Annotated in this window: 24 protein-coding genes; 11 read left to right on the forward strand and 13 right to left on the reverse strand. The window is 62.1% G+C overall.

Annotated features, from left to right (window positions below):
* Nucleotides 1-265: 265 nt before the first annotated feature.
* Nucleotides 266-2,044, forward strand: a complete 1,779-nt coding sequence (locus tag HKD24_RS06840; protein WP_194259705.1) for a putative bifunctional diguanylate cyclase/phosphodiesterase — start codon at nt 266-268, stop codon at nt 2,042-2,044.
* Nucleotides 2,045-2,073: 29 nt separating this feature from the next.
* On the opposite strand, the gene HKD24_RS06845 is transcribed toward HKD24_RS06840, so the two are convergent.
* The gene (locus tag HKD24_RS06845; RefSeq protein ID WP_194259619.1) at nt 2,074-4,380 is read right to left on the reverse strand and encodes a TonB-dependent receptor; all 2,307 of its coding nucleotides are present in this window, start codon (nt 4,378-4,380) and stop codon (nt 2,074-2,076) included.
* A gap of 233 nt (nt 4,381-4,613) precedes the next feature.
* On the opposite strand from HKD24_RS06845, the gene HKD24_RS06850 reads away from it, so the two are divergent.
* Nucleotides 4,614-6,947, forward strand: a complete 2,334-nt coding sequence (locus tag HKD24_RS06850; protein WP_194259620.1) for a TonB-dependent receptor — start codon at nt 4,614-4,616, stop codon at nt 6,945-6,947.
* A 29-nt stretch (nt 6,948-6,976) separates the two neighbouring features.
* Here the strand turns inward: HKD24_RS06850 and HKD24_RS06855 are convergent, their stop codons facing one another.
* Complete coding sequence (locus HKD24_RS06855; RefSeq protein WP_194259621.1) at nt 6,977-7,630, reverse strand: TetR/AcrR family transcriptional regulator; 654 nt, start codon at nt 7,628-7,630, stop codon at nt 6,977-6,979.
* Nucleotides 7,631-7,762: 132 nt separating this feature from the next.
* Nucleotides 7,763-8,239 (reverse strand): c-type cytochrome, encoded by a 477-nt coding sequence (locus HKD24_RS06860; RefSeq protein ID WP_228124236.1) that lies wholly within the window; start codon nt 8,237-8,239, stop codon nt 7,763-7,765.
* Nucleotides 8,240-8,403: 164 nt separating this feature from the next.
* On the opposite strand from HKD24_RS06860, the gene petA reads away from it, so the two are divergent.
* Genes petA through HKD24_RS06875 form a run of 3 tightly spaced genes read left to right on the forward strand, consistent with a single transcriptional unit; the run spans nt 8,404 to nt 10,916 of the window.
* Nucleotides 8,404-9,036: a ubiquinol-cytochrome c reductase iron-sulfur subunit gene (petA, locus tag HKD24_RS06865; protein WP_194259622.1), complete on the forward strand. Its 633-nt coding sequence runs from the start codon at nt 8,404-8,406 to the stop codon at nt 9,034-9,036.
* 12 nt (nt 9,037-9,048) lie between these two features.
* Nucleotides 9,049-10,227, forward strand: coding sequence for a cytochrome b (locus HKD24_RS06870; RefSeq protein WP_194259623.1), 1,179 nt, complete (start codon nt 9,049-9,051; stop codon nt 10,225-10,227).
* On the forward strand, nt 10,224-10,916 hold the full coding sequence (locus tag HKD24_RS06875) for a cytochrome c1 (protein WP_194259624.1): 693 nt from the start codon (nt 10,224-10,226) through the stop codon (nt 10,914-10,916). Before HKD24_RS06870 ends, HKD24_RS06875 begins: the two co-directional genes overlap by 4 nt.
* 6 nt (nt 10,917-10,922) lie before the next feature.
* Here the strand turns inward: HKD24_RS06875 and HKD24_RS06880 are convergent, their stop codons facing one another.
* Both HKD24_RS06880 and HKD24_RS06885 read right to left on the reverse strand, forming a co-directional pair.
* Nucleotides 10,923-11,351, reverse strand: coding sequence for an STN domain-containing protein (locus HKD24_RS06880; RefSeq protein ID WP_194259625.1), 429 nt, complete (start codon nt 11,349-11,351; stop codon nt 10,923-10,925).
* A gap of 137 nt (nt 11,352-11,488) precedes the next feature.
* Nucleotides 11,489-12,031 carry a cupin domain-containing protein gene (locus HKD24_RS06885; RefSeq protein ID WP_194259626.1) on the reverse strand — a complete coding sequence of 181 codons (543 nt, stop codon included), beginning with the start codon at nt 12,029-12,031 and terminating at the stop codon, nt 11,489-11,491.
* Between the two features lie 295 nt (nt 12,032-12,326).
* On the opposite strand from HKD24_RS06885, the gene HKD24_RS06890 reads away from it, so the two are divergent.
* Nucleotides 12,327-12,677: a hypothetical protein gene (locus HKD24_RS06890; protein WP_194259627.1), complete on the forward strand. Its 351-nt coding sequence runs from the start codon at nt 12,327-12,329 to the stop codon at nt 12,675-12,677.
* Between the two features lie 6 nt (nt 12,678-12,683).
* On the opposite strand, the gene HKD24_RS06895 is transcribed toward HKD24_RS06890, so the two are convergent.
* From HKD24_RS06895 to HKD24_RS06905, 3 genes are all read right to left on the reverse strand, one after another.
* A complete protein-coding gene (locus HKD24_RS06895; RefSeq protein WP_194259628.1) occupies nt 12,684-13,451 on the reverse strand; it encodes a sulfite exporter TauE/SafE family protein in 768 nt (255 codons plus the stop codon).
* A gap of 7 nt (nt 13,452-13,458) precedes the next feature.
* Complete coding sequence (locus HKD24_RS06900; protein ID WP_194259629.1) at nt 13,459-15,147, reverse strand: bifunctional protein tyrosine phosphatase family protein/NAD(P)/FAD-dependent oxidoreductase; 1,689 nt, start codon at nt 15,145-15,147, stop codon at nt 13,459-13,461.
* A gap of 63 nt (nt 15,148-15,210) precedes the next feature.
* The gene (locus HKD24_RS06905) at nt 15,211-16,137 is read right to left on the reverse strand and encodes an MBL fold metallo-hydrolase (RefSeq protein ID WP_194259630.1); all 927 of its coding nucleotides are present in this window, start codon (nt 16,135-16,137) and stop codon (nt 15,211-15,213) included.
* Between the two features lie 110 nt (nt 16,138-16,247).
* Here HKD24_RS06905 and HKD24_RS06910 point away from each other — a divergent pair, with 110 nt between their 5' ends.
* From HKD24_RS06910 to HKD24_RS06925, 4 genes are all read left to right on the forward strand, one after another.
* Nucleotides 16,248-16,895: a peroxiredoxin gene (locus HKD24_RS06910; RefSeq protein WP_194259631.1), complete on the forward strand. Its 648-nt coding sequence runs from the start codon at nt 16,248-16,250 to the stop codon at nt 16,893-16,895.
* Nucleotides 16,892-17,281, forward strand: coding sequence for an ArsR/SmtB family transcription factor (locus HKD24_RS06915; RefSeq protein ID WP_062507923.1), 390 nt, complete (start codon nt 16,892-16,894; stop codon nt 17,279-17,281). Before HKD24_RS06910 ends, HKD24_RS06915 begins: the two co-directional genes overlap by 4 nt.
* A 127-nt stretch (nt 17,282-17,408) precedes the next feature.
* Nucleotides 17,409-17,669, forward strand: a complete 261-nt coding sequence (locus tag HKD24_RS06920) for a hypothetical protein (protein WP_194259632.1) — start codon at nt 17,409-17,411, stop codon at nt 17,667-17,669.
* Nucleotides 17,670-17,853: 184 nt separating this feature from the next.
* Nucleotides 17,854-18,927 carry a LacI family DNA-binding transcriptional regulator gene (locus tag HKD24_RS06925; RefSeq protein WP_194259633.1) on the forward strand — a complete coding sequence of 358 codons (1,074 nt, stop codon included), beginning with the start codon at nt 17,854-17,856 and terminating at the stop codon, nt 18,925-18,927.
* A 9-nt stretch (nt 18,928-18,936) separates the two neighbouring features.
* On the opposite strand, the gene HKD24_RS06930 is transcribed toward HKD24_RS06925, so the two are convergent.
* The 5 genes from HKD24_RS06930 to HKD24_RS06950 form a co-directional block, all read right to left on the reverse strand.
* Complete coding sequence (locus tag HKD24_RS06930) at nt 18,937-19,602, reverse strand: HAD family hydrolase (protein WP_194259634.1); 666 nt, start codon at nt 19,600-19,602, stop codon at nt 18,937-18,939.
* 62 nt (nt 19,603-19,664) lie between these two features.
* Entirely contained in the window at nt 19,665-21,812 is a 2,148-nt protein-coding gene (locus tag HKD24_RS06935) for a family 20 glycosylhydrolase (RefSeq protein ID WP_194259707.1), read from the reverse strand.
* Between the two features lie 30 nt (nt 21,813-21,842).
* A complete protein-coding gene (locus HKD24_RS06940; RefSeq protein ID WP_194259635.1) occupies nt 21,843-22,856 on the reverse strand; it encodes an ABC transporter substrate-binding protein in 1,014 nt (337 codons plus the stop codon).
* Nucleotides 22,853-23,635 carry an ABC transporter ATP-binding protein gene (locus HKD24_RS06945; protein ID WP_194259636.1) on the reverse strand — a complete coding sequence of 261 codons (783 nt, stop codon included), beginning with the start codon at nt 23,633-23,635 and terminating at the stop codon, nt 22,853-22,855. The genes HKD24_RS06940 and HKD24_RS06945 overlap by 4 nt, the downstream gene beginning before the upstream one ends.
* Entirely contained in the window at nt 23,632-24,696 is a 1,065-nt protein-coding gene (locus HKD24_RS06950) for a FecCD family ABC transporter permease (RefSeq protein ID WP_228124237.1), read from the reverse strand. Before HKD24_RS06950 ends, HKD24_RS06945 begins: the two co-directional genes overlap by 4 nt.
* 424 nt (nt 24,697-25,120) lie before the next feature.
* Between HKD24_RS06950 and HKD24_RS06955 the strand changes: the two genes are divergently transcribed.
* Entirely contained in the window at nt 25,121-26,455 is a 1,335-nt protein-coding gene (locus HKD24_RS06955; protein WP_194259637.1) for a cytochrome c, read from the forward strand.
* The last annotated feature ends 19 nt before the right edge of the window (nt 26,456-26,474 follow it).

Consider the following 26,474-nt stretch of genomic DNA (forward strand, 5'->3'; position numbering starts at 1 on the left):
CTCGTGGGCGAACCGCTTCAATCAGAGGCTCCCAGATCGCCCATGTCTCGTCCGTAAAAGTGCCTGTTCCGTCTCCTTCTTCCATCCCTACAATATGGGAAGAAATTCAAGTGCTAACAGGCCCTAACATTACATACAAGAAACCGGAAACGGCCGCAGCAGACCTGCGAAAACATTCCCGAAAATACCACGAGCGCCTTTTAACGAACGTTTAATTATTGTATGATATTACTCAGGTCTCCTATTGAGAGAGTCAACCCAGGTGATGGAAAAACAAGAGGATGATGTCAGGAAAAACCTGAACTACGCCAATAACTGGCCTCAGGGCACGCGTGATGATTTCGTCCTTCACGCTCTCGACTGCTCCGCTATTGTCGCCATTACTGATACCCGCGGTCGTATTCTTTCCGTCAACAGCCGGTTCGAAGAAATCAGCGGTTATACCCGTGACGAACTCATTGGCAATGACCACCGGATGCTGCACTCCGGTCAGCATGACAGGAAGTTCTTCCGGCAGATGTACCGGACAATCGCCTCAGGCCATGTCTGGCACGGCGAAATCTGCAACCGTCGCCGCGATGGCTCCCTTTACTGGGTCGATACAACCATCGTCCCCCATGTCTCCGAAAACGGAAAAGTCACGAGTTATGTGGCCATCCGTTTTGACATCTCCGCCCGCAAGCAGGCCGAGAACCATCTGAAAGCCAGCCGTCAGAAACTGCAGAAAGCCGTCAATACCGACTTCCTGACCAAGATTTCCAACCGCCAGCATTTTTCCCACATCCTGCGTCGGCTCCTGCGTACGAGCACTGCGAGCCATATCTGCCTGGCCCTGCTCGACATCGATACCTTCAAAACGATCAATGATACGTCCGGCCATGACGCAGGCGACCGCCTGCTGCGAAAGGTCGCCGAGAAACTCCAGTCTTTCCAGAGCGACAGCTGTTTCATCGCCCGTATCGGCGGTGACGAATTCGCCGTCCTTATGACGGGCAACACCCCGGCGCGGTTCGAAACGGATCTTCTGGACATCCTCACCCGGATGCGTTTCACCTTCCGCAACCCGATCATGAGCCATGTCTGCACCGTCAGCATTGGCTATGTCTGCGTTCCCCTGCCCGATGCCCGGGAAAAATCCCTGCTCAAATGCGCGGATCTTGCCCTGTATGCCGCCAAAACGGGCGGGCGGAACCGCATCTGTGAATATCACCCCGCCATGGAAGAGAAGCTGGACCTTGCAGCCCGGCTGCGCAGACGCGTCCAGACCGGCCTGCGCGACCACAGCATCGAGGTCTTCTACCAGCCCATCTTCTCCCTGAGCGCTCCCGGCCGTATTTCCTTTGAAGCCCTCCTGCACTGGGACCATCCGCAACACAGGGTTCTGTCCCCACAGCATTTTCCCGAAGTTTTCGAAGACCCGCGACTGACCCTGACGCTGAACAGCTTCGTCACACATCAGGTCATGCAGGACATGCGCCTGCTCCAGGAGCAGAACATCCATTTCGAGCGCATCGCCATCAACATCGCCTTATGCGACCTCGAAGGCAGCGACTTCTTCCGGAAAATCACCACGGTCGCCGAAGAAATGAACGTCCCGCTCGACGCCCTGGCCTTGGAAGTCACCGAGAACGTCTTCTCGCGCCCCCATCACAAGCAGCTCGAACACGAACTGGACACCCTGCACAGCCAGGGCGTGCAGATCTCACTCGACGATTTCGGGACGGGATTTGCTTCCCTGACCCATCTCAAGACCATCACGTTCGACTACGTGAAAATCAACCGGGCTTTTGTCGCCGGACTGGAACGTCACGGTACGGACGCCGCCATCATCCGGGGCGTGATCGACATCGTCCACAGTCTGGGGCGCAAGGTCGTGGCGGAAGGCATCGGCAGCGCCACGCAGGTGCGCGCGCTGCTTGAGATGGAATGTGATTTCGTACAGGGAGATTTTCTGTGTGAGGCCGTGCCGGTGATGGACATCCCGGCCGCCCTCGAAAAGATCCGCTATCAGACGCTTCTGTCACCTGTCGGCGGACCAGCCTGACGGATCTTCCGATCCGTCAGGAACCAGCGTCAGAAACGCTGGTCAATACCAGTGAGGATCGTCCGGCGCAGGCCATATTGCGGCGCACCCACACCAATACCGCTGCCATCACGCAGCAGATAGGTGCGGTCGAACAGGTTGGTCACGTCAAGACGCAGCTGCGTGCGCTTGAGGAACGGAACCTGGAACAGATCCTTGAAGGACTGCACCAGTGACAGGTTGAACGTCGCATATTGTGGCACGGAAGCGCCGTTCGGCGTCGCACCGTCGGCGCGCAGACCACTGCCATAGACCATCGTGGCGGACAGGCGAAGCGGATGGCCGGTGCGGTGGAAGAAGGAATAACTTCCACCTGCCGAAGCGGTCCAGCGCTGATCGTGATCCAGATGGATCCAGTGCTTGCTGGTATAGGCCAGATCGTCCGGATCGAAGTTCCACTGCGCCGTGGTGATGTCCTTGCCGATGGCGCGCGACCAGGAGAAATTGCCGTACACGCTGAAGGCGCCGCGGGTGTAGTCCGTGGCGAATTCATAACCATGAACCTGACCGCGACGGTAGTTGAACGCCGACAGGATGACCGGGGAGCCGAACTGGCCTTCATCGATCATGTTCTTGGCCAGCTTCACATACGCATCAAATGAGGCATGCCAGCCCGGCAGAAGGGTCTGCGAGAAGCCTGCATCAAAGTAATGGTCGCGCTCGGCCTTCACGTTGCTGTTTAGGAACGTCCCTGGAGCCGCGGACGTATTGGCAAACTTGTTGAGCGACGTGCCGCCCACGAGTTCGAACGGCGGCGGCGTGAAGTAACGGGAATAGCCTGCGTGGAACGTGCCACCACGCCAAGGCTTGTAGACGATGTTCAGGCGCGGGCTGACCTGTTTGGAGTGGGTATATTCATCCACCCCGTCAAAGCGCAGACCATAATTGATCGTCAGGTTCTTCAGCGGGCGCCATTCGTCCTGCGCATAAAGCCCGTACATCCAGCCCGTCCGGCCCGTGCCGTCATGGATGGTGAGCGGATTGTCGGAATAGACCGCATTGCCATCACCGTCCTCGCCGCTCTGCGGATAGACCGTTGAATCCGATTTGGAAACGTTTCGTTCCACATAGATCTGGTAGCCGAAGCGGACTGTATGATCCTTGGCGGCCTGCCATGTGGCGTCCGACTGCGTTCCCGTCGAGAAGACCGAACGCGCCGCACGCTGGGCAATACCGTTATAGACCAGATCGCCCAGCGGATCGGGCGAGTAGCGCAGGGAGCTGTAACGCAGCACGGCGGACGTCTGGAAGCTCAGCTTGCCCATGTCCTTCTGCAGGGACAGGATGCCGAAATCCGTGATTTCCTTCTGATGCTCGTTCAGGCTTGAACTGTCACCATTGCCGTACAGCTTCTGTGACAGGTCACTATTGGCAAAGGACGGGTTGGCGAACTGGCGCTGCTGTCCCGGATTGTTGGGAAGCTGGTATTCGGCATTGGAAATACCAGCCGTGAAACTGATCCGGGTATTTTCGTCCACCGTGTAACGGCCATGACCCAGAAAGTGATACTGGTTTGTCAGATCATGCAGGGCATTGAAGCTCGGCGTGGTGTTTTCGATCCCGACACGGTTGTGCACGAAATCCGCAGTGGCGAACCAGTCCCACTTACCATGATGCCCACCGAACTGCGCGGACGGGAAGAAATAGTCGCGCGCACCGCCATAGATCGAGACATCACCGCCGGCATCCGAATAGCCGTTCTTGGTGTTGATATCGATCACGCCAGCCTGGAGGAAGCCGTACTCACTCGGCAGCGCGCCGGTCGTCAGCGACATGGAATGTGCAAAGCGCGTCATGAGCGTCTGTCCGAACACGCTCATGCCTTCGGGCAGTGCTACGCCGTCGAGACGGAACTGCACTTCGTTATGATCGCCACGGATATGGATCTGTCCGTAGCTGTCCTGCGCCACACCCGGAGCCTGCAGCAGCAGTGTGTTCAGACCTGCATTGTCGCCGCCGGGATTGGTCTCGATGGCCTGCCGCGAGAAAGTATAGGTCGTTGCGCCCGTGGAGGGCTGAAGTGCTGCGCGGGCCCGTTCGAGATGGGCGTTGACGGTAATGTCATCCGCGCCTGCGCGACAGACTTCCGTCGTCGTCGTTCCATGCTGGTCATCGGCATGACCGAAGCTGGAACGGGCATCGGATGCCTCGTCATCCGTCTGTGCTGCGGAAGGCGTTGTCGTTGCCTGGGATGCCGGAGCAGGCGACGTGACCGACTGCGCGAATGCGGAATCGGCAAGGGCAGTGGTGCAGCCCAGTAGCAGAAGAAATGAACGGGCAGACACGAAAGACGGCATGAAACCTCCGGACAGGAAGACGGCAGGAGCGAAGGATAATCGGAACGGCTCTCTTATTATGTTATATCATAACAGTTCAAGCGAAATCTTTCGCCTTGGGAACCAATTTGCGCGGCCCGTTGGCTCTGATGCAGGAGTGCAATATAAGCACGATGTTTTTCAGGGCTTTCCTGTCCATTTTCAGGCAGGCTGTCCCAACCGATACCGTCCCCTCCAGGAGACCCGCCCTTTCCATGACGCTTCGCAAGGCCCTTCTCCTGAGCGCCGGTCTCCTTGGCCCATCCCTCGCCCTTGCGGCCCCGCCGGAAGAGACAAAACCGCTGGCCGGCAAGGCCCGCACGCCCCATCATGCGGGCTCTCACCACACGCCCGCAAAACCAGCCTCCCACGCAGGCGCTCCTGCGGCACCCCACGCCATTCAGGCGCGTGATACCGAAACCATCGCCGTCACCGCCCGCCGGACGGATTTCGCCTTCGTCGCCGCCCAGCACCTTCCCGATGCCGACACGCGCCTGACCGCCGACCGCCTGATCCAGCGCGGCGTCGTGACCCTGCGCGATCTGGAACGCGTGGCGCCCAACCTGACGATCCAGTCCATCAACGGTACGGCCTCGACCAATTTCTATCTGCGTGGCGTCGGCTTCAACGACTTCACGATGAACAACATCCCCACCGTCATGACCTATTTCGATGACGTGCCCTTCGCGTTATCGACCATGTCGAGCGGGTTGATGTTCGATCTGGCGGACGCCACCGTCACCCCTGGCCCGGTCGGCACCACGCACGGACAGTCCGACACCGGCGGCGAAGTCCGTCTGCGCACTGCTGACCCGACCAGCACCCTGCATTACGGCGCCAGTCAGGACATCGCCTCCTATGCCCGCAGCCGCAGCGAGGCCTATATTTCCGGCCCGATTGCCAAAGGTCTGGATTTCCGTCTCGCCGGACAGATCCGGCAGGGTGGCGGCTGGCAGACCGATCCGCAGAACGGTGCTCATCTTGGAGACGCGGATTCCTATGCCCTGCGCGGCAAGCTGCGCTGGCATTCGGATGACAACCGCACCACGATCCTGCTTTCCGGCCATTTCGTGCAGGACAACAGCCAGGTTGTCACCAGTCAGGCCATTCACCGCCTGATCGGCACGACCGGCCTGCCCCGGCTCGGTCAGACACAGGCCGAATGGTCCTCCCGCCCGCAGTTTGCCAACCTGATCGGACGTCCCGAAGGCCTCAAACCCAGCGAGCACAACCAGTTCTGGGGCTGGGACCTGCACATGGACCATGATTTCGGCTTCGCGAAACTCACCTCCGTCTCGGCCTTCGAGACCGAGCGGCAGGGCGAATACACCGATCAGGACGGCACCTCCCGCTCCGAAGCCGACACCTACCGCACCATCAGCGCCAATGCCTTCACGCAGGAACTGCGTCTGGGGTCCAGCAATCCCGACAACCGCCTGCAATGGGTGGTCGGGGCGTTCTACCAGCGCAGCCGCATGAAACAGCGCTTTTTCTTCGACTATACCGATTATGCAGCCCGCGGTTACATGATGGCTACGTCCTTCTCCATGAATCAGGAGAGCACGTCCGAATTCGGCCATATCAGCTATCGCCTGCCGCATAACGTGACGCTGTTCGCAGGCCTGCTGCACGAAATCGACGACCGCAGCCTGCCCGGCCTGACGTCGGAAATCTTTGGCGGCAAGACGACGGCCTTCCACGGCGAGAGCACGGCCTCGGCGCAGTTCGCCGGACAGGTCGGGGTGTCATGGCAGGCCACGAAGAGCACGCTCGTCTATTACAAGATGAGCAAGGGCTTCAAACCCGGCGGCTTCAGCGCCAACAACACCCAGATCCAGGCCCAGCTTGACCCATTCGGCCCCGAGACGGTGCTGACCTATGAACTCGGCTTCAAGAGCGACCCGATCCCCAATGTCCTGCGTCTGAACGGAGCGGCGTTCTATAACGACTTCCACAACCAGCAGGTCGTGGGCACGGTGCTGATCCCGAATTACGGACCGCTGAGCGAGATCACGAACGTCCCCAAATCCGAAAGCTGGGGTTTTGAGGGCACAATCGAACTGCATCCGGTGCGCCATGTCTTCGTGACGCAGAATATCGGCTGGCAGCGCGGCAATTATCAGGACTTCCTGAACGTCAATCGTGCTGCGACCAACACCGCCTATGCCAAGACGGGCGTCTGGCAGGCCGTGAACAGCAATTTCGCGGGCGTGGATAATGGTCAGCCCAAGCTGACCCTGAACGGTCAGGCCGAATGGCGGCAGACGCTGACGCCGGGGCTGGGCTTCGATATTGGGCCGGACTGGTCCTATCGCGGCAGTCAGGCTATCGCGGTCGGCGGCACAGGATTCTATCGCCTGCCGCCCTATTTCCTGCTCGGCGCCCATGCGACCCTGCGTCCCTCGTCCGGGAAGTGGGAAGCCACGGTCTACGCGTCCAACCTGCTCAACCGCAGCTTCTTCGAGAGCGGCGGCATGGCGACAACAACCTATTTCTACATCCCCGGACCGCCCCGCTTTATCGGCGGGCGCGTATCCTACGGATTCTGATCACAGCCTGAGAGGGAAGGGCCGAAAGATCAGCAGGAAATCAGACAGTGCGCGAGAGCCTGGATTTCCTGAATGTTCTTCTCGGTATTCATGGGCTCACGCCCGAGCATGTTCATGGCCCGGAAGTGGATCGTGCTGAGCAGCATATCGAGAACCGTATTCGGATCCTGACAGAAGACATTCTCGCCCCGCCGGCTTGCGCGCTCAAGGAACTGTGACATCTGCGCACGCGCCGGGACCACGCTTGTCTCCCACAGGACCTGACCGAATTCCGGGTCATGTACCGCCTCACCCAGCAGGGTTCCGTAGGTGCGGCCCAGCGGTGTCGCAAGAAATCTGACGCGGGCTGCGATCAGCTCATCCACGTCTCCGGCAAAGCTGCCCGTATCGATCTGGGGCGTCAGATCATCGCGCCACAGGCGGATGGCATCGAAGAACATCACCTGCTTGGTCGGCCAGCGGCGATAAACCGTAGCGGTGGAGACACCTGCGGCCTTGGCAACGCGGCTGATGGTCAGGCCCTGATAGCCCTCCTCCACCAGAACCCGCGCAATGGCTGCCAGGATGTTATCCTTGAGCATAAGATTGACCGGACGCCCCGGCGCACGAACGGCAGTCCGGTCCCGCGCAGAAATATGGATATTCTTTAGCGGTAAAGTATGGGTTACGACGGATTGTGACATGATTGTTCCCCCCCTCTCTCTGGCCATTTACCGGCTGGCATTATTTTTGAATAAACACAGATATTCAGAGATGGATGCACGGTTACAAGACGCATTTGCGTTTGTTTGGTATCAAAACATGTCCATTTTCTGTCAGTGCGAAGACTGTACCACCGCAAGCGACTGTCTTTTCTCCCGCAATGCATCTGCCGTCATGGGCGTCGCACGGGCGGATTGCACGTCCTGCGCAGAAAACGCCGGAGCCGTACCCATTGTGCCCAGAGTAGCGGCATAAGCCAGCACGGCCGCAATATCATCATCCGACAGCGCCCGGAACGCCGGCATGTATCCCTTGTAGGACTGCCCCTCCACCGTAACCGGCCCATGCAGCCCGTTCACCAGAACCGCTGCCAGATACGCCTTCCCGTCAGAACTGCCCGCAATCTGCCCGACCCGTCCGGCCAGCGGCGGAAATGTCCCCGGACGACCGGCCCCCGAAGGCCCGTGACACATCGCACATTTGCCGCGGTATAGCGCCGCGCCGTCCGCCGCCATGGCCGAAGACGCCAGCACCGGTCCAAGCCCCAGCAGAGCCGCCAGCATGATCCTCAAACCGTGTCCCGTTGTCATGGCCCTGGGCCCTCCCGGAATTCGCATTGCCGTAGCATTTCGGAAAACACTAGCCTCCGCTTTCCCCAAAAGCTACCGCCCCCGTCTTTCTCGCCACGGCAAAGCCGCCTATCCTCCGTTCTCTTTCCCGCCGGACATTCCGGCACAGTCGGCAGAGGTTCCGCATGGCCCAGAGCGAGACACCCCCGTCCCCGGACGGCACGAAACGGCGGGACCTTCTGGCAACCGGAACCCTCGCCCTTGGTTGCGCAGGCGCCTGCGCCCTGAGCGTTCCCTTTCTCAACAGCCTGAAAAACCCCGCCGCCACACCCCTGTCCGACAACACGTTGGAGGTCGATCTGTCCACGCTTGCCCCCGGACAGAACATGACCGTGCAATGGCGGGACTGGCCCGTCTTCATCCAGCGCCGCACGCCGCAGATACTGGCCGCCCTTCAGGCCCCCGGACACCTTGCCACCCTACGCGACGCAGACTCCAAAATCCTCCAGCAGCCCAAAGACGCCACAAACTGGCACCGCTCGGTCCGCCCGGAATACGGCGTGCTGATTGGTGTGTGCACCCATCTCGGCTGCGTCCCGACCTTCGACAAACCCAGCTCGGCACCGGACGCAGAGGGCGGCTATTTCTGCCCCTGCCACGGCTCACATTTCGACGCCGCAGGCCGTGTCGTCCAACGCGCGCCCGCCCCCTACAACCTGCCTGTCCCGCCCGTGACCTTCCTCTCCGACACGAAAATCCGCATCGGCCATAGCGCCGGCGATCCGGGCTTTAGCATGTCCGACATCCAGCAGATCTGAGGACCGGACGACATGCCCTCACCCGACAGAATGCCCGACACAGAACCCTCCGGCTGGCTCGACCGCCGTTTTCCGGTCACAGGCTTCCTGCGCCGCGAATATGTCGCCTTCCCGATGCCCCGCAATCTCAACGCCCTGTGGAGCTTCGGCGCGTTTCTGATCGTCACGATGGCCTTCATGATCGCCAGCGGCCTGTTCCTCGCGATCAACTACACGCCCGACATCACACAGGCCTTTGCCAGCGTCGAAACCATCGACCGGCAGATCCCCTCAGGCTGGTTCATTCGCGGCCTGCATATGGGCGGCGTCACCATGCTGTTCGCCTGCCTTTACATCCATCTCGGCCGCGGGTTGTGGTACGGCTCCTATAAGGCCCCGCGCGAACTGCTCTGGCTAACGGGCCTCGGCCTCATGCTCATGATTATGGTCACGGCCTTCGCGGGCTACGTCCTGCCCTGGGGCCAGATGTCCTACTGGGGCGCGACCGTGGTCCTCAATGCCGTCCACGCCATCCCCCTGATCGGCCACCCGCTGTCCGAACTTCTGCTGGGCGGCGAGACGCTGGGCAACATCGCCCTGCGCCGCCTGTTCGTGCTGCATTTCACGATGGCCTTCGCCATCCTCGGCGTCATCGCCCTGCATGTCGCGGCCCTGCATGTCGTGAAATCGAACAACCCCACCGGTATCGACCCCACAAGCCCGGCCCAGACCCTGCCGTTCCATCCCTATTACACCAGCCGCGACGGCTTCGCGCTCTGCCTGTTCCTGATGGTCTATGCCGGACTGGTCTTCTTCCTGCCCGGCCTGCTGACGCTAGCGGACAACTACATTCAGGCCAACCCGCTTATCACCCCGCGCGACATCCGGCCCGAATGGTATTTCGCTCCGTTCTACGCGATCCTTCGCGCCGTCCCCTCCCGCCTCGGCGGCCTGATCCTCGCCATCGGAAGCCTCGCCGTCCTCTTCGCCCTGCCCTGGATGGACCGCTCCTCGATCCGCCCGGCAACCCGGCGCCCGCTGGTCCGCTTCTCGCTCCCGCTCGCCTTCGCGTCCTTCATCCTGTTGGGCATCGCCGGCATGCACCCGCCCACCGAGACATGGCTGATCGTCAGCCGTGTGGCGATGGCCTGGTGGTTCATCCATTTCCTGCTCGTCATGCCGCTGGCTTCCGAACGGGAGATCCCGTCATGACCCGCCGGATCCGGCCCCTCCTCCTCGCCGCCAGCCTGACCGCCCTCCCCGCCGCAGCCAGTACTCCGGCCCAGCGCGGCCTGGTGGTCTTCCAGCAGGTCTGCGCCGCCTGTCACGGCATGGAACATGTCGATTACGGAGACATGACCGCCCTCGGCCTCTCTCCGGACGACATCCGCAAATGGGCCGCAGATCAGGACCTGCCCGACGGCGTGGACGACAACGGCGACCCGAAAACCCGCCACGCCACGCCTTCCGACCCGATCCTCTCGCCCTATCCCAACGCCGCAGTTGGCCGCCTCGCCAATCACGGCCTGCTCCCGCCAGATCTCTCCCGTCTAGTCCTGACACTCCCCGGCGGCGCAGACGAAATCCGGCAGATCCTGCTCTCCTACGCCCCCACCCCACCGGGCGTAAAACTCGATGAGGGCCGCTATTACAACACTGCCCTGAAATGGAAGCATATCGGCATGCCCCCGCCCCTTCAGGACGGCATGCTGACCTACCCCGACGGCACCCGTGCGACTTCCGTACAGATGGCCAACGACGTCTCCGCCTTCCTCGACTGGGTGGCCCACCCGCATCAGAGCGAGCGCAGACGGATCGGCCTTTACGTCCTGGCCTATCTCGCCCTGATGGCGCTCCTGACCTTCCTGCTGCAACGCCGCGTCTGGTCATCCCGCCGCTGAAAGCCTCTACATCCGCGAGGCATTATCCATGCGATGCGCCGCCCGATAGGTCAGCGGCATGACCGCCAGCCCCTGCACCGTCTCGATCACATCCAGCTCCGTATTTCCCAGCAGCCGGATCAGCGCCTCCCGCGGCGTATAGGACCCACGGACCGCAATACTGCTCCCGCCCTGCAACAGCGCATCATCCATCAGGACCGGGCATTTCGTCTTGCGCGCCAGCTCCGCCACGGCCGCCGCAAGGCTCTTCTGCCCGATCTGCAATGTTGTCCTGCGGATCGGACAGATATCCCGCGTCCGCGTGACCGTCTCCGCCGAAACCGGACTGCCCGCGCACAGGACACAGAGCATCACCGTTACGCCCAGTCCCGCCCGAAAGAAACGGAACACCGCGTGACGCCACTCATGTTTTTCTGAAAACGGACGGTCGCACATGTCCGTGACTCTCCGCTGGACCACCTGCCCCGGACCGCAACACAGGCAGGCTTATTCGCGGACTCAACGCCCCATAATCACGGGAAGCCACAGCCCTCCCGCTTTTTTGAGAACCCGGCACATGGCGGTACGGGAAACTAGAAGGTCGGCGGGGTACAGGCGCTGATGATCTCGCAGCCGTCAGGACTGACACAGCGGAAACGATGCGGCTGCCGGCTGTCGAAATGATAGGCATCGCCCGGCCCCAGCACCTCGCACCGCTCGCCGACCGTAATCTCCACCCGGCCACGCAGGATAAACCCGCCTTCCTCACCCTCATGGGCATAGACCGAAGACCCGGTATCCGCGCCCGGCGCATAATTCTCATTCAGGATCTGCAGGGTCCGGCCAAATGCCGGCGCGCCCACCTGCCGGAACGTCACACCCCCCTGCTCGAACGTGACCAGCTCGTCCGAGCGGTAGAAGATCTTCTCCCCGCCATCCGGTGCAATGCTGAAAAACTCCCCGAGCGTCACCGGAATCCCGTCCAGAACCCGCTTGAGCGTTCCGACGGAAGGGTTCATGTCTCCGGACTCGATGAGGGAAATCGTGGAATTGGTCACACCGGTCCGCTTGGCCAGTTCACGCTGGGACAGGCTCCTCGCCGTCCGGACAAAACGCAGGCGTGCTCCCAGATCCATTCCCTCGTCTTCCTCCCGACTCATTCCATGTAACCAGTATGTCATATCGAAACAGAAAGGAAACCCGCAGAGATCGAAATACCCTACGGTGGTATAATTTTCTCGTATATGACCTTACGATCCCTCACACGATGATCCGGAGCCGGGGAACGTCTGGCCGCAAAAGCCGTTCTGGAGTAGAGACTCAGTCGGAGCGCCCTGTTTCGCAAGTTCTGAGGAACATGGTGACTTCCGGATATTCCGGTCATGGCTCCGAGGGTATGCGCGGATACATCAGGCACAAGGTGGATGACAGATGCTGTATGCTTCGACGGGATGTTTCACTCTGACAGTGATGATGGGCGTCTGGCTCGCAATTTTCGCGGCCCGCTACAAGCGCCCCTACAGCTTCCTCACCCCGCTTCATGTCGGTTCGGCCGTGGTGGGATCGATCTTCCTGATCATCGCGCTGTCCAATGGTGACAGCCGGCTTATGCTCAATGTGGCCCTCGCCGTCGCCATCGCATCCTTTGGCGTTCTGATGGCCTTCTTCCGCAGGCGTGGCGCCATGATCGCGCCGCTCTATATGTGTCACATCCTGCTGGCAGTGATGTTCTATTTCTCGATGGTCTGTTTCACCATCTTCCCGAATTTCGGCCTCGACTGACCGCTTTTACAGGGCCGAAAGGCTCTTCCAGATCATATAGGCCGCGACCGTGAAGATGACGCAGGCAAAGAACGTCGTCAGCGCCGCACCGGAACCCGACAGACGCTTCGCCGCCCGGGTTCCGAGGAAACTGCCCACAATTCCCCCCGCCACGAACAGCGCACCCATCACCCAGTCCACATAGCCCGAGAGCATGTAACTCAGCGCCGTACTTGCTCCTAAAGCCGCCACGGCCACCAGCGACGTTCCCACGGCATTGAGAATGGGCATCCGCGTGCAGGCAATGAGCGCGGGCACGATCAGAAACCCGCCGCCAATCCCGAAAAACCCGGACAGCACACCCGTCCCGGCCCCGGCCACCATGACGCGCGGCATGTTCTGGCGGTTACACGCCGCCCCCGCCTCACCCTGATTGCGGCGCCCCCGCAGCATGAGCACACCGACCGCAACCATCAGCAGCGCAAAACAGAGCAGCAGCTTCTGCCCGTTCACCGCCTTGCCGAAGGCCGCCCCGATCAGCGCACCCACGACACCGCAGGGCGAGAAAATGGCCGCACATTTCCATTTGACCGTCCCCGCCCGGGCATGACTGACCAGCCCGGTCAGCGCATTGACCGCCACGGCCATCGCGCTCGTCCCGATCGCGACATGAGGGTTCTTCACCCCCACCACATAGACCATCAGGGGAACGGCAAGGATGGAGCCGCCACCGCCGATCAGCCCCAGCGTGAACCCGATCAGGACACCGCAGGCCAGTTCAAGCGCAATCTGCACGGCCGGTTCAGCCGTTCTTCTTCGCGTTCAGCGGCTTGGGGGCAACCATGAGTTCGCGTCCCTTCAGCATCCCGTCCCAGTACATCAGCGGCATGACATATTTCTTGAGCCACCAGGCCAGACGCGTCGGCTTCTGCCCGTTGAGCAGCCATTTCGGCAGCGTCGGCGCCAGCTTGCCGCCATAACGGAACTCGGCCAGCACGATCCTCCCGTTTTCCACCGTCAGCGGACAGGCGCCATAGCCGGCATATTCCGAAACCGGAGCCTGATGCTTCAGGAACGCCAGCACATTGGTCGCCACCACAGGCGCCTGCACGCGAACCGCTGCCGCCGTCTTGGCCGAAGACGTCCCGATCACGTCACCAATGGCGAACACATCCGGAAAACGGACATGCTGCAACGTCGCCGGATTGACCTCAACAAACCCGTCCGATCCCGCCAGCGCGCTCTCGCGGATCACCTGCGGCGCACTCTGCGGCGGCACGACATGCAGCATGTCGAACTTGCGCTCCACGCGCTCCACACCCTCGCCAGCCTTGCGCTCGAAGGTGGCGGTGCGGTTCGGACCATCCACTGCCACAAGTTTCGATCCGGTGTGCAGCCCGACGTGATAGCGCTTGATGTATTCCATCAGCGGCGGCACGAAGTCCTTCACACCAAACAGTCCCGGTGTGGCCGTGTCGAACTCGACCGAAATGCTGTCCAGCACGCCACGGCGCTTCCAAGCATCACAGGACAGATACACGGCCTTCTGCGGTGCACCGGCACACTTGATCGGCATGGGCGGCTGCGTGAAGATCGCCGTGCCCTTCTTGAGCTGCTGCACGAGCTGCCAGGTATAAGGCGCCAGATCGAAGCGGTAGTTCGACGTCACACCGTTCTTGCCCAGCGTCTCCGCCAGACCCGGAATGGCGTCCCAGTTCAGCGTAATCCCCGTCGCCACGATCAGCGCGTCATAGGAGACGACAGACCCGTCTCCCAGAACAACTTCCCGCACATCCGGCCGGAACAGCTTCGCCGCCTGACGCACCCAGACGACATCTTTCGGCATGACATCCGCTTCCTTGCGGCGCGTCTGGGCCGCCTGAAAGACGCCCCCGCCCACAAGCGTCCAGCCCGGCTGGTAGAAATGCTCGTTCGACGGCTCGACCACACCGATGGACAGATGGCTGTTGCGCTTGAGCAGACTGCCCGCAACCGACAGGCCACCCGCACCGCCGCCAATAATCAGCACCTGAAAATGCGCTGCTCCCTTGCGCGGAGCCGCGGACGGTGCCGCAACACTCTCGATCCGTTCCCGCAGAGCGCTGACATCCACTCCGGCCTTGCCCGCCGCCGCAATGATTTCCGCTGCCGGACGCTTGCCTGCCTCGGCCAGAGCCCAGATCTGAGCGGCCCGCGCGCCCGACCGGCAATAGCCGACAACCGGCGCGGGAAGCGTGGCCAGAGCCGTCCGTGTTTGCGCGACCTGTGCCTCATCCGGCACTGTTCCCGCCTTGACCGGAACCGCGGCAAAGGCCAGCCCGGCCTCCTTCGCGGCTTCTTCGATCGCACTCATATCCGACTGGTCGGGAGACTCCCCGTCAGGACGGAAACAGAGGATCGTGCGGAACCCTTCCGCTTTCAGATCCGCCACGTCACTGACGGCGATCTGGGGAGACACGGCATAGCTTTCGGTCAGATGGCGGGTCGGCATGGGAACTCCAGAAACGGAAAAAGGATCAGAAGACCGGCACGCATCCCGCGCCGGAGAAGAACGTCAGAGACGGTTGACGGGAATCTTGATGTAACTCACGCCATCAGCTTCGGGCTCGGGCAGATGCCCCCCGCGCATATTGACCTGCACGGACGGCATCAGCAGACGCGGCATGTCCAGAGTGGCATCACGAGCCGTCCGCATCTCCACGAACTCGTCTTCGCCTACACCGTCATGCACATGGATGTTGTAGGCGCGCTCATGCCCGACCGTCGTCAGCCAGGCATATTCGTCCCGCCCCGGCGCCTTGTAATCGTGACACAGGAACAGGCGCGTCTCGACCGGCAGCGACAGCAGACGGCGGATGGAGCGGAACAGCTGGCGCGGATCACCGCCCGGGAAATCCGCCCGCGCCGTCCCGAAATCCGGCATGAAAATCGTATCGCCCACAAAGGCCGCATTGCCGATCACGAACGCCATGTCAGCCGGCGTATGCCCCGGAACATGCAGCACCGTGACCGGAAGCTCGCCGATCCGGAACGTCTCGCCATCCGTGAACAGATGATCGAACTGCGACCCATCCCGCGCAAACCGCGTCCCGGCATTGAAGATCTTGCCGAACACGGTCTGAACCCGGATGATATCCGCCCCGATCCCGAGCTTTCCGCCAATCTTTTCCTGCAACCAGGGGGCTGCGGACAGATGATCGGCATGGGCATGCGTCTCAAGCTGCCATTCAACAGTCAGACTTTCACGCTCCACGTAATCGACAATCGCCTGCGCCGATCCATGCGACGTCCGCCCGGCAGCCGCGTTATAATCGAGCACAGAGTCGATCACCGCCGCCTGTTTCGTAACGGGACAGTGGACCACATGGCTCGCGGTATTGGTGGCCTCATCAAAGAAGGTACAGACAACCGGCGCAGGGGCCGAGCCTTCCTCGGTTCGCCGGATCTGCGCGGTTGCGGCCTGGATTGCTGCGTCATGCATGGGCGCTCACCTTGCTGGCTGTGGAATGCCTTTACGACACTTTCATTAACTGTTAAGTTAATATTGTAAGTGTTGCATGTCAAGCGCCCTGATGCTTTTGGAACCGGATCATGACCGCATCTTCCCCCGTTGAGGCCCAACTCCCGACCCTGCGCATCGGCGACCGCGCCCCGGATTTCAGCGCCCGCACGACACATGGCGAATTCATCATGAGCGCCCTGCGCGGACACTGGGTCCTGCTCTTCGCCCACCCGGCCGATTTCACGCCGGTCTGCACCAGCGAGTTCATCGCCCTCGCCCGCAGCGCAGAGGAGTTCCAGCAGCGCGACTGCGCCCTGCTCGGCATCTCGGCGGACAGTCTTCCGGCCCATCTCGCCTGGGTCGAGGCCATCAACACGCAGTTCGGAATCCAGATCCCCTTCCCCATCATCGAAGACCCGTCCCTCGCCGTCGCCCGCGCCTACGGCATGCTCGACAGCGCCGCACAGGACAGCGCCACCGTGCGCTCGGTCTTCGTGATCGACCCGTCGGGCATCATCCGCGCCATCCTGAACTATCCCGCCACCGTCGGTCGCTCCGTCCCCGAACTGCTGCGCCTGCTCTGCGCCCTGCAGGAAGTGGACCGCGCCGGCACGCTGACGCCCGAAAGCTGGCAGCCCGGACAGCGCACGGTCGCGCCCCCGCTCCAGACACAGGCCGCCGTGGAAAAAGCCGGCGCGACATGGTTCTTCCAGCCCGCAGCCCGGGAGCGCTCATGACCGTCCTGCTTCCGCTGGAGAAAAGCCGCGAACTGGCCGAATGGCTCCGCGTCCTCGCCCAGCCCCAGCGCCTGATGCTTCTCTCGGCCCTGCTCGACAGCACCCATGCCGTGAGCGAACTCGAAACCATGACCGGTATCGGCCAGCCCACACTAAGCCAGCATCTCGGCGCACTCCGGCGCGCCGGCCTGATCGAATCCCAGCGTGAATCCCGTGCCATCCATTACTGCTGGGCCGACACACCCGACGCCCGACGCGCCCGCGCCCTGCTCATGAGCCTCCAACCCGGCGCCCTCCCACCCGAACTGCCCAACCCGGTCAATACGACGGACCCCACACCCGGCCCCGCCGCATCAGCAAGATTTGCCCGTATTCTTCACCCCTGACAGTCCTCAATCAGGAACAGTCCGGTCCTTATTGAATAGCGGTACGGTTTCACAGTTGTGATAAAGTGTTTGTCACCTGAAACCACAAAACCTTTCATACGCTTACCTGAAGGTAAGGAGAGACCATATGATCCGTTATTTCATCGCCCTGACCGGACTGGCATTTGCACTGACACAGGGCGCATCAGCCGCCACCCGCGAACAGCAGAAGCAGGCCTGCCAGGGCGACGCCATCCGTCTGTGTACGCTGGCCATTCCAAACGAAGCCAAAATCACCGCCTGCATGAAAAAGAAGATCGACCAGCTCTCTCCCAAATGCCGTGCCATGTTCACCCCCGTGCAACAGCCGAAGAAAAACCAGTCCACTTCCAAGCCGAAACAGGACTGACCCCGCGTCAGGCCCAAATAAAGAATTTGACGTTTTCGCAAATCCTCCCGTTCCCGTGACTGGTTTATGTCAGGGAAAATGAGTATGGTGTCGGCAGTGATTTTCAAAAGAGCACTGACACCATACGGCGAGCGTCAGGATCTGACATGACGGCTCCGGTGTCGTTACTGGACAGACCTGAACAATGACCCGACAGCACGACCGCCGCAAAGTAACCCTCAAGGACGTGGCGGCGCAGGTCGGCGTTTCCCATACCACCGTCTCGAACGCCTATATCCGTCCGGGCCAGCTCTCCGCCGCCCTGCGGGAGAAGATCCTCGCCGCCGCCCAGGAGCTTGGCTATACCGGCCCCGACCCGGCCGCCAAACAGCTCGCCACCGGCCGCGCAGGCGCACTGGGCTTCCTGTTCAGCGAAGACCTGCCCTACGCCTTCTCCGATCCCGCCATGCTCAGTGTGCTCAACGGCGTCGCCAAATCCTGCGACGAACTGGAGACCGATCTTGCCCTGATTTCCGCCGGCAGCAACCTGCGCAACCGCACGGCCCCGGTTTCGCTGGGCAATGCCGCCGTGGACGGCTACGTCCTCTATTCCGTCGCCCCCGACAGCCGCTGCGTCCTGATGGCACAGCAGCGCAACGTCCCCCTCGTCGTAGTGGACCAGCCCCGTCTCAACGGCGTGCCCTATGTCGGGATCGACGACCGCGGCTCCGCCTATCGCGCAGCGAAAACCCTGCTTGAACTCGGCCACCGTCATTTCGGCATCCTGTCGCTCAAGACCGCCCATGACGGCTATTACGGCCCGCTGACCGCCAAGCGCCGCGCCAACATTGCCCACAGCACCATCGCCATGCGCCTTGAAGGATATCTTCTGGCCCTCAAGGAAGCGAACATCGCTCCCGAGGACGTCCCCACCTGGGAAATCCCCATCAATTCCGAGGATATGGGTGCCGAAGGCGTACGCCACCTGCTCAACCGCGCCCAGCGCCCGACCGCCATCCTCGCCATGAGCGACCGCGTGGCCATCGGCGCCATGCGCACTATCCGCCGCCTCGGTCTCAGCATCCCGCAGGACATCTCGATCTTCGGCTTCGACGACATCCCCAAGGCCGAAGCCGAAGATCTGAGCACGATCCGCCAGCCCCATGAACGCAAGGGCACGGAAGCCATCCGCCTCCTCAGCGCCAACAAAGGCAGCGAAAACGTCATCCTCGACACCGAACTGGTCCTGCGGGGCAGCATCGGCCCCGTTCCGACCTGACGCTCGGGATCAGTCCCGAAGCGCCGTCAGCAGGTCCCCGAAGGAATCGATCCGGATCTCCGGTTTTAGTGCCTCGCACTGGCTGGACGATCCGTGTCCATAACTGGCCCAGCACGAGGCCACACCGGTATTGCGCGCAAACTGCAGATCAGCCGCCGTATCCCCGACCATCAGGAACGATGAACGCGGCTGTTTCGGAAAGAGGGGCAGAACCCGTTCATTCATGACCCGCGGGTCCGGCTTGTGCGGAAAATGCGGCTCCGATGCGATCACCCCGGTAAAGAACGATGTCAGACCGAAGCGCGCAATGCTCGCACAGACCGTAGGCGCGTGCTTGTTGCTGAGAATGGCCAGGATCTTCCCCTGCTCTTTCAGAGCGGACAGCGTCTCCACCACCCCATCAAACAGAACCGTCTCTTCTTCGTCCGCCGCCGGATAGAACGCCCGGTAATACCGCACGAATGCTGCGGCATCATGTTCGTCACTGTCTGGTACGATCGCCTGAAACAGCGTCTGGAGGGTGCCGCCACGGGTCAACTCCTGCTTCAGGACGTCCGGGGACGGGGCCGCAATCCCGCTGGCCCCAAAGGCCTCTCTGAGGCTGCGCAGAATGGCAGGCTGCGTTTCCGCAAGCGTGCCGTCATAATCGAGAAGAAGGATCGGAAAGCGTGTCATGCTCTCCTTCTCTCCTGCCCTGATCCGGAAATCCATCCCCCGCGTCGCAATATCCGCAACACTTACGGTGCGTGCGTCGCCAGAAGTGCGCGGATCCCCGGCAGGATCGCAATCAGCAGTCCGCCCGGCGGCTGCGGAGAATGCGCCGATGCCAGCATGCTGGCCGAGCCTTCAAACGCCTGTTCCTGCTCCTGAAGCAGCCGCTCCGCATCCATCCGCCAGGCCGAACCCTCCCGCCCGCTCAGGACATTCAGCCCCGCCCGCGACAGCAATCCGACGGCATGGGACACCGGTACAACCGCCTCAAGGGCCGGTACACCCTTCGCACTCGCCACAAACGCCGGATCGTTGTCGGCCCAGCGCTGCAACATCTCCCGCAGAGGCCCGGCCAGCCCGGCCTCACCCTGCACATAGCGAGCCGCCATCGCATTGAACCGGATCGCCGGGAATGCATCCGGATTGCTCACCGCCACAGGCGCGGACAGCATCGCCTCACCCGTTGGGGCCGCAAGATGATTGAGCGCGTAATTGCGAACCGGAACCACCGCTTCCGTCAGCACTTTCAGCGGCCCTGAACGTCCCGGCGCCATCGCCTCGCGCATGGCCTCCTGATGCTGCGATGCCTGCAATCCCGTCGCCTCAAGCTCCGTCATCACACCCGGCAAACGCCGCTCCAGATCGGACACGTCACGCACATCCTGCGCAGACCAGAACCGCTCCGCCAGTGCCGCCATCCGCGGCCACAGACGCGCATCCAGCATCGGCTCGGACACCATCTCAGCCCAGAGCGTCCCTTCTGCCCCCATGATCAGCGCCTTCTGCCCGTCATCCAGCGGCGGCGCATGCTCGTCCATCACGAACGGCACCGAAAATTCAGGATGTTTGGGCGGATATTTCGCCAGCTGCGCCGCCGTGATCCCCTCGGCCTTCGTATCGAATGGATCAACCGCATAATGCATGGCAGCAGGCCGCAGCAGATCGAGATAATACCCCGCAGACACCACAACCGGATGTCCCGCCCGCGTCGCCGCTCCGGTCCATTTCGACGCCCGCCAGGGCTCGACCACGACGTTCTTCGGGATCGGCGCCTCGCTGACCTCGTCCCAGCCCATCATGACATGCCCCTGGGCCGCAAGGATCTTCGCAACTTCCGCCGTAAAGGCTGCCTGAAGCGCCGCCGCCGTCTCGAACCCATGCGCCTTCATGTAAGCCGCAATGGCCGGGTTCTTCGTCCATTGCGAAGACACGACCTCATCGCCGCCCGCATGCACATACCGGTCCGGAAACAGCCCGCCCATCTCCCCGTACAGCACCCGCACGAAGCGCAGTGTCTGCGGATTGGTCGGGTCCAGCGCAGCATTGTTGAGGTTCAGCCCCTTCGTTCCCAGATCCGGCAGCGGCTGCGCCCCCAGCTCCGGGTAGGCCTCCAGAATGGCCAGCGCATGCCCTGGCACATCGATTTCCGGCACGACACGGATGCCCCGATCCGCCGCATACGCCACGATCTCGCGCACCTGCGCCTGCGTATAATACTGCCCGTGCGATGCCACATTCTGCAGCTTCGGGAACATCCGGCTCTCGACCCGGAACCCCGAACCATCACTCAGATGCCAGTGCAACACGTTGAGCTTGACCAGCTCCATGGCATCAAGCTGCCGCTCTACCGTCTCGACCGTATCGAAATGCCGCGATACATCCAGCAGCAGCCCACGCCAGGCAAAACGCGGCGCATCATCAATATGAACGCGCTCGACCACAGCTCCTTCCGGCGTGGCCCGGACCAGCTGAAGCAGCGTCGTCAGCCCGTGGATCACACCAGCCGGACCATCCGCCTCAAGCCGCGCCCCACCCGCGGCCGTCGTGAGCGTGTAATGCTCCTTCTCGTCCACGCTCAGATACGCCCGATCCGCCCCGGCCGAGACATGCAGCACATAAGGCGCTCCATGCCCCGCAGGCCCGGCGATCGCCGTCAGACGCGTGACGAACCGCGCCGCCGCCCGCTGCAACAGAGGCGAAGGCCGCGTCTCCCAGACGATCTGAACCCCGCCCCCGATGGATGCCACACCATTGGACACCGAAACGGATTTCGGCACCGGCAGCAGGCTCTCTTCGGCCCGCGCCGTCCCGAAAACACCGCCTGACGCAAACACCGCCCCGGCCAGAAGAAGACAACGAAAAACGTAGAGACGGCGGGGCAGAACTGTCTGCATCATACGGAAATCAGATCCTTGTCCGGAATATCAGGGCGTGTCGGAAGCGGGCGGAAGCGCATCGAGCATCCGCTGCGCATCATCGGCCGAAAGCGCAATGCCATAGAAATCATGATAGAAAGACCGGATCGAGCGGACCATCGCCGGCGCGTCCACCTGACCGGTCTGCACGATCTGCCGCGCCCAGATCACCTGAAGCAGCAGTTCCGGCCCATAGCGGTCCCACGGGAACAGACCCGTCGGATTGCGATAGACCCGCCCCGTCTGCACGGCCTTGATCTTAGACCAGACCGGGTCCTGCTTCAATGTCGCCGGATCGCCCGCATTGGCAGCAATAATGAGAATGTCAGGATTCCAGGACAGGACCTGCTCAATGGAGACAGGCTGCTTGTTGCCATGAATACCCTGCGCCGCATTCTGCCCGCCCGCACTGCGGATCCACTGGTCGATGATGCTGTCATCCCCATCAACCCGCAGCGGCTTGAGGGATTCAACATGCAGCACATGCGGCCCGTCCGGATTGGTCGGGGCCTGCGAAATCACCTGCAGAAATGCCGAGCGATAGGCCTGCGCCCGCTTGGCCGCAATCGGCGTCTGCAACAGCGTCGCCGTCCCGTCCACACAGTCGAGCATGGAATCAAACCGGTCAAAGCCCTCGGGCGCCACATTCAGCCCCGCATGGGTCAGCGCATCCGCTGCATGTCCCGAACTCGTCACGAACACCAGATCCGGATGCAGCGCCAGAACCTCTTCCGCATTCAGGTTTCCGGGGTCCAGCGTCTTCGCCTTCGCCAGTTCCGGCACCAGACGGAACATCCAGGGCAGCATCGCCTGACGCGCCACCGTGCCCACGATCCGGTCCTGCGCGCCGAGCATGATGAGCGTCGCGTTATGCGCGTACCACCCTTCCGCGATCCGCGACGGCGGCGCGGCATGGGCGACAGGCGCGGGCAACACCGCTGCCAGCGGCAGCGCCAGAGCCGACCCCAGCAACGCCAGACGGGTCAGGGCCGGAAGCCGCTTCAAGATCCGTGACTGTTTCATTCCTCATCCCTCCCGTGATGGAAAAAGCGGTTCCCGGCGTGATCCATCTGTCGCAGAGGCACCCCGTAAAGCGCTGACATCCGTTGCGCCGTCACAACATCCTGCGGCGGCCCGTCCGCTTCAATCCGTCCATGATCAAGGATCAGGACCCGGCTGGCGCGGACATAAAGCTCTTCCGGCCGGTGTGAGGTGAGCATAACAAGCCGCCCCTCCCGCGCAAGATCATGCAACAACGCAATGAGCCGGATCTGGTGCCCGTAATCCAGCCCGGTCATCGGCTCATCCAGCAGCAGCCCCCGCGCATCCTGTGCAATGGCCCGCGCCAGCACGACACGCTGCCGCTCCCCGCCGGACAGCTCCGTCACCGGACGCCCCGCCAGAGCCTCCAGCCCCATCCGCTCCAGCGCCGCCTCAACAGCCGCACGGTCCGCAGCTCCAAGCCGTCCCGTCAGCCCCGCATACGGCACACGCCCAAGCTCCACCATCCGCCGCACCGTGTACGGAAAACTCGCAACATGATTTTGCGGCACATAGGCCAGACGCCGCGCAATCGCCGAAGCCGACCATTCCCGCAGCGCCCGCCCCTCCAGCAGAACCTCCCCGGAGGTCGGCATGACAAACCCCATCAGCAGCCGCAGCAGCGTACTCTTCCCCGCCCCGTTCAGCCCTAAAAGCCCGACCAGTTCCCCCGGCTCCAGCGCAAGATCGATCTCTTCCAGAACCGGGCGCTTCCGTCCCGGCTGGCAGAATGTCAGCCCCTCGCAGCACAGGAACGTCATTCCACACCCCGCCGCAGACGCCGCAGCACCAGCACAAACGCCAGCGCGCCAAAAAGCTGCGTAACAATCCCGAGCGGAACCTCCCCCGTCGTCAGACTGCGCGCACAGGTATCGGCCAGCACCAGCCCCCCGGCCCCCAGCAGCGCAGTCACCGGCATCATCCCCCGATGCTCCGCCCCCACGAGAAGCCGCGCGACATGCGGCACCAGCAGCCCGATCCAGCCAATGATCCCCGCCATCGAGATCGTCATCGCACAGGCCAGCGTCGCCAGAACGATCAGCGCCGGCCGCATGACCCGCACCGACACGCCCAGACTGCGCGCCTCGTCATCCCCAAGCGACAACACATCCAGCACAGGCGCACACAGAACCAGCGCCACCGTCAGAATAATGAGCGGCCCAGACATCCAGGCCAGCTCCTGCCAGCCGCTCGGCGCCAGACTTCCCAGAAGCCAGTTCACGATGGCCGGCAACTGATCCATCGGATCGGCCAGATATTTCACCAGAGACAGTAAGGCCGTGAAGATCGCATTCCCGATCAAGCCACCCAGCAGCAGCGTCAGAATACCCCCGCCCGGCAGCGTCCTGCTGATGAGCAGTCCCGTCCCGACCGCCAGCAGACCACCGCCAAATGCGCCCATCTGCACCACGACCGCCGAGCCGCCACTGACAATACTGAGCGCCGCACCAAACGCCGCCCCGCTCAGAACCCCGAGCAGATCGGGCGAGACCAGCGGATTGCGGAACACCGCCTGATAGGTCGCGCCCCCACAGGACAGCGCACTCCCGACCAGCAACGCCGCCAGAATACGCGGCAGCCGCGCCTGCATCACCACAACCTGCGCCACGGGATCACTCGCGGAAGACAGATGCAGCAGAGACCCGAACACCCCCAGCACCCGCCCCGGCGAGAGCGGAAACCGTCCCAGACAAAGCGCGCACAGGACGCTCAGGACAACACCCGCCAGCGCAGCAAACCGGATCAGGGCGGAACGGTCAGAAATGGCGGATCCTCTCGGCAGAACGACCGCAGAACCAGCCGTGCCCCGAGCATAAGCCATGCATCACAACACGGCCAGAACCCGCGCCGTCCCCCGTCAGGGCCTCAGGACGCGTCAGAACGCTTCCGGAAAGTCCGCCCAAAGCATAGGAAGTTTTTGGCACTCGGTGTCATAATATTCATGCAAAGACACCCTGGCCTTTTCATGAATTGTAACAGACTCCCGCGCCAAGGACTTAATATCCCCTTCATAGCCACACAAAGTCCAGACCCTGAAATACTGCAATCCGGACCAGATATCACCCTAATTTACGCAGAGGCGTCCGGAAACCTGTGTTATTTTCATGACAACGACTGCATTTATTTCCGGAAACACACGGTTTTGAGATAACGCAATCTTTCCTTTCACGGCTCCGTGCACTAGGTTGCACGCAACAGCCACCTTTTGTGGCAAATGATTTCAAACCTGCCGGGACAGTATAAGCATGCTCAAACGGATAGCTGCCGCCGTCATTGGCCTTGGCGCAGTGGGAGGCATCGGCTTTCTTGCCTATGCCTGGTACCCCGCCATTGCCCCGATCCCGCGGCCAGCCGCATCGTCATTCTCCGCAGACGCCATCAGCCGTGGCGCCATCGTGGCGAATGGCGGCTACTGTGCGGAATGTCATACCCGCGTGGATGGCAAGCCCGGCCCCGAACTGGCCGGCGACTTCAAGATGGCCACCCCCTTTGGTGACATCTTCTCGTCCAACATCACGCCTGATGAAGAATGGGGAATCGGCAACTGGTCGCTGGCCGCGTTCAAGCGCGCCATGAACAAGGGCATCGCCCGCGACGGCTCCCAGCTCTATCCGGCCTTCCCGTTCGACCACTTCACGAAGGTCAGCGATCAGGACGTCTCGGACCTGTACGCCTATCTGATGACGCGCCCGGCCATCCACATGAAGCCGCGTGACAACACGGTCCCCTTCCCGATCAACATCCGCCTGATCGGCCAGGGCTTCTGGAAGCTGCTGTTCTTCACCCCGGGCCGCTACCAGAACGACCCGAAGCATGACGCACAGTGGAACCGCGGTGCCTATCTCGCCGAAGGCAACGAGCACTGTGGCGCCTGCCATACGCCGCGTAACCTTCTCGGCGCCGAGAAGATGAGCAGCGTCTATGACGGTGCGGTCATCGACGGCTGGATTGCCCCGCCGCTGAACGACCACAACCCGACGCCCGTCGTCTGGACCGAAGACGAGCTGTTCCAGTATCTGCGCTTCGGCGTGGCCCCGCTGCACGGTTCCGCCGCAGGCCCGATGTCGCCCGTCCCGCACCGCTTCCTCTCCAAGATCCCCGAGGAAGACGTGCATGCGATCGCTCATTATTATGCGGACGTGGACAAGGCTGCCCAGCGCAGTGCTGGCGATCAGGCCGCGATCTCCCGCGCCATGCAGATGTCCGGCCGTGACCTGACGGGTCCGCAGCCGCTCGATGAAGACGCACGCCTGTATCAGGGAGCCTGTGGCGCCTGCCATTACAATTCCGGCCCGAACCCCGTTCTGGGTCGTCCGGAACTGGCCCTGAACAACGCGCTGTGGCTGGATGAGCCGAACAACCTCTATCAGGTCATGCTGCACGGCATCACCGCGGAGGAAGGTCAGGACCACATCTCGATGCCGAGCTTCTATTCCGGCCTGTCCGATCATGACATGGCCCGCATCGCCGCGTATCTGCGTCGCACACGCACCACGCTGCCCCCCTGGACGGATCTGGAGAAGAAGGCTGCCAGCGCGCGCGCCACGCTCGAAGCTCCGCCCATCAACGCTTCGCACTGATCCGGGCAGGACTGGGAAA

Source organism: Gluconobacter vitians, from assembly GCF_015244565.1.
In the GTDB taxonomy this organism is placed as follows: domain Bacteria; phylum Pseudomonadota; class Alphaproteobacteria; order Acetobacterales; family Acetobacteraceae; genus Gluconobacter; species Gluconobacter vitians.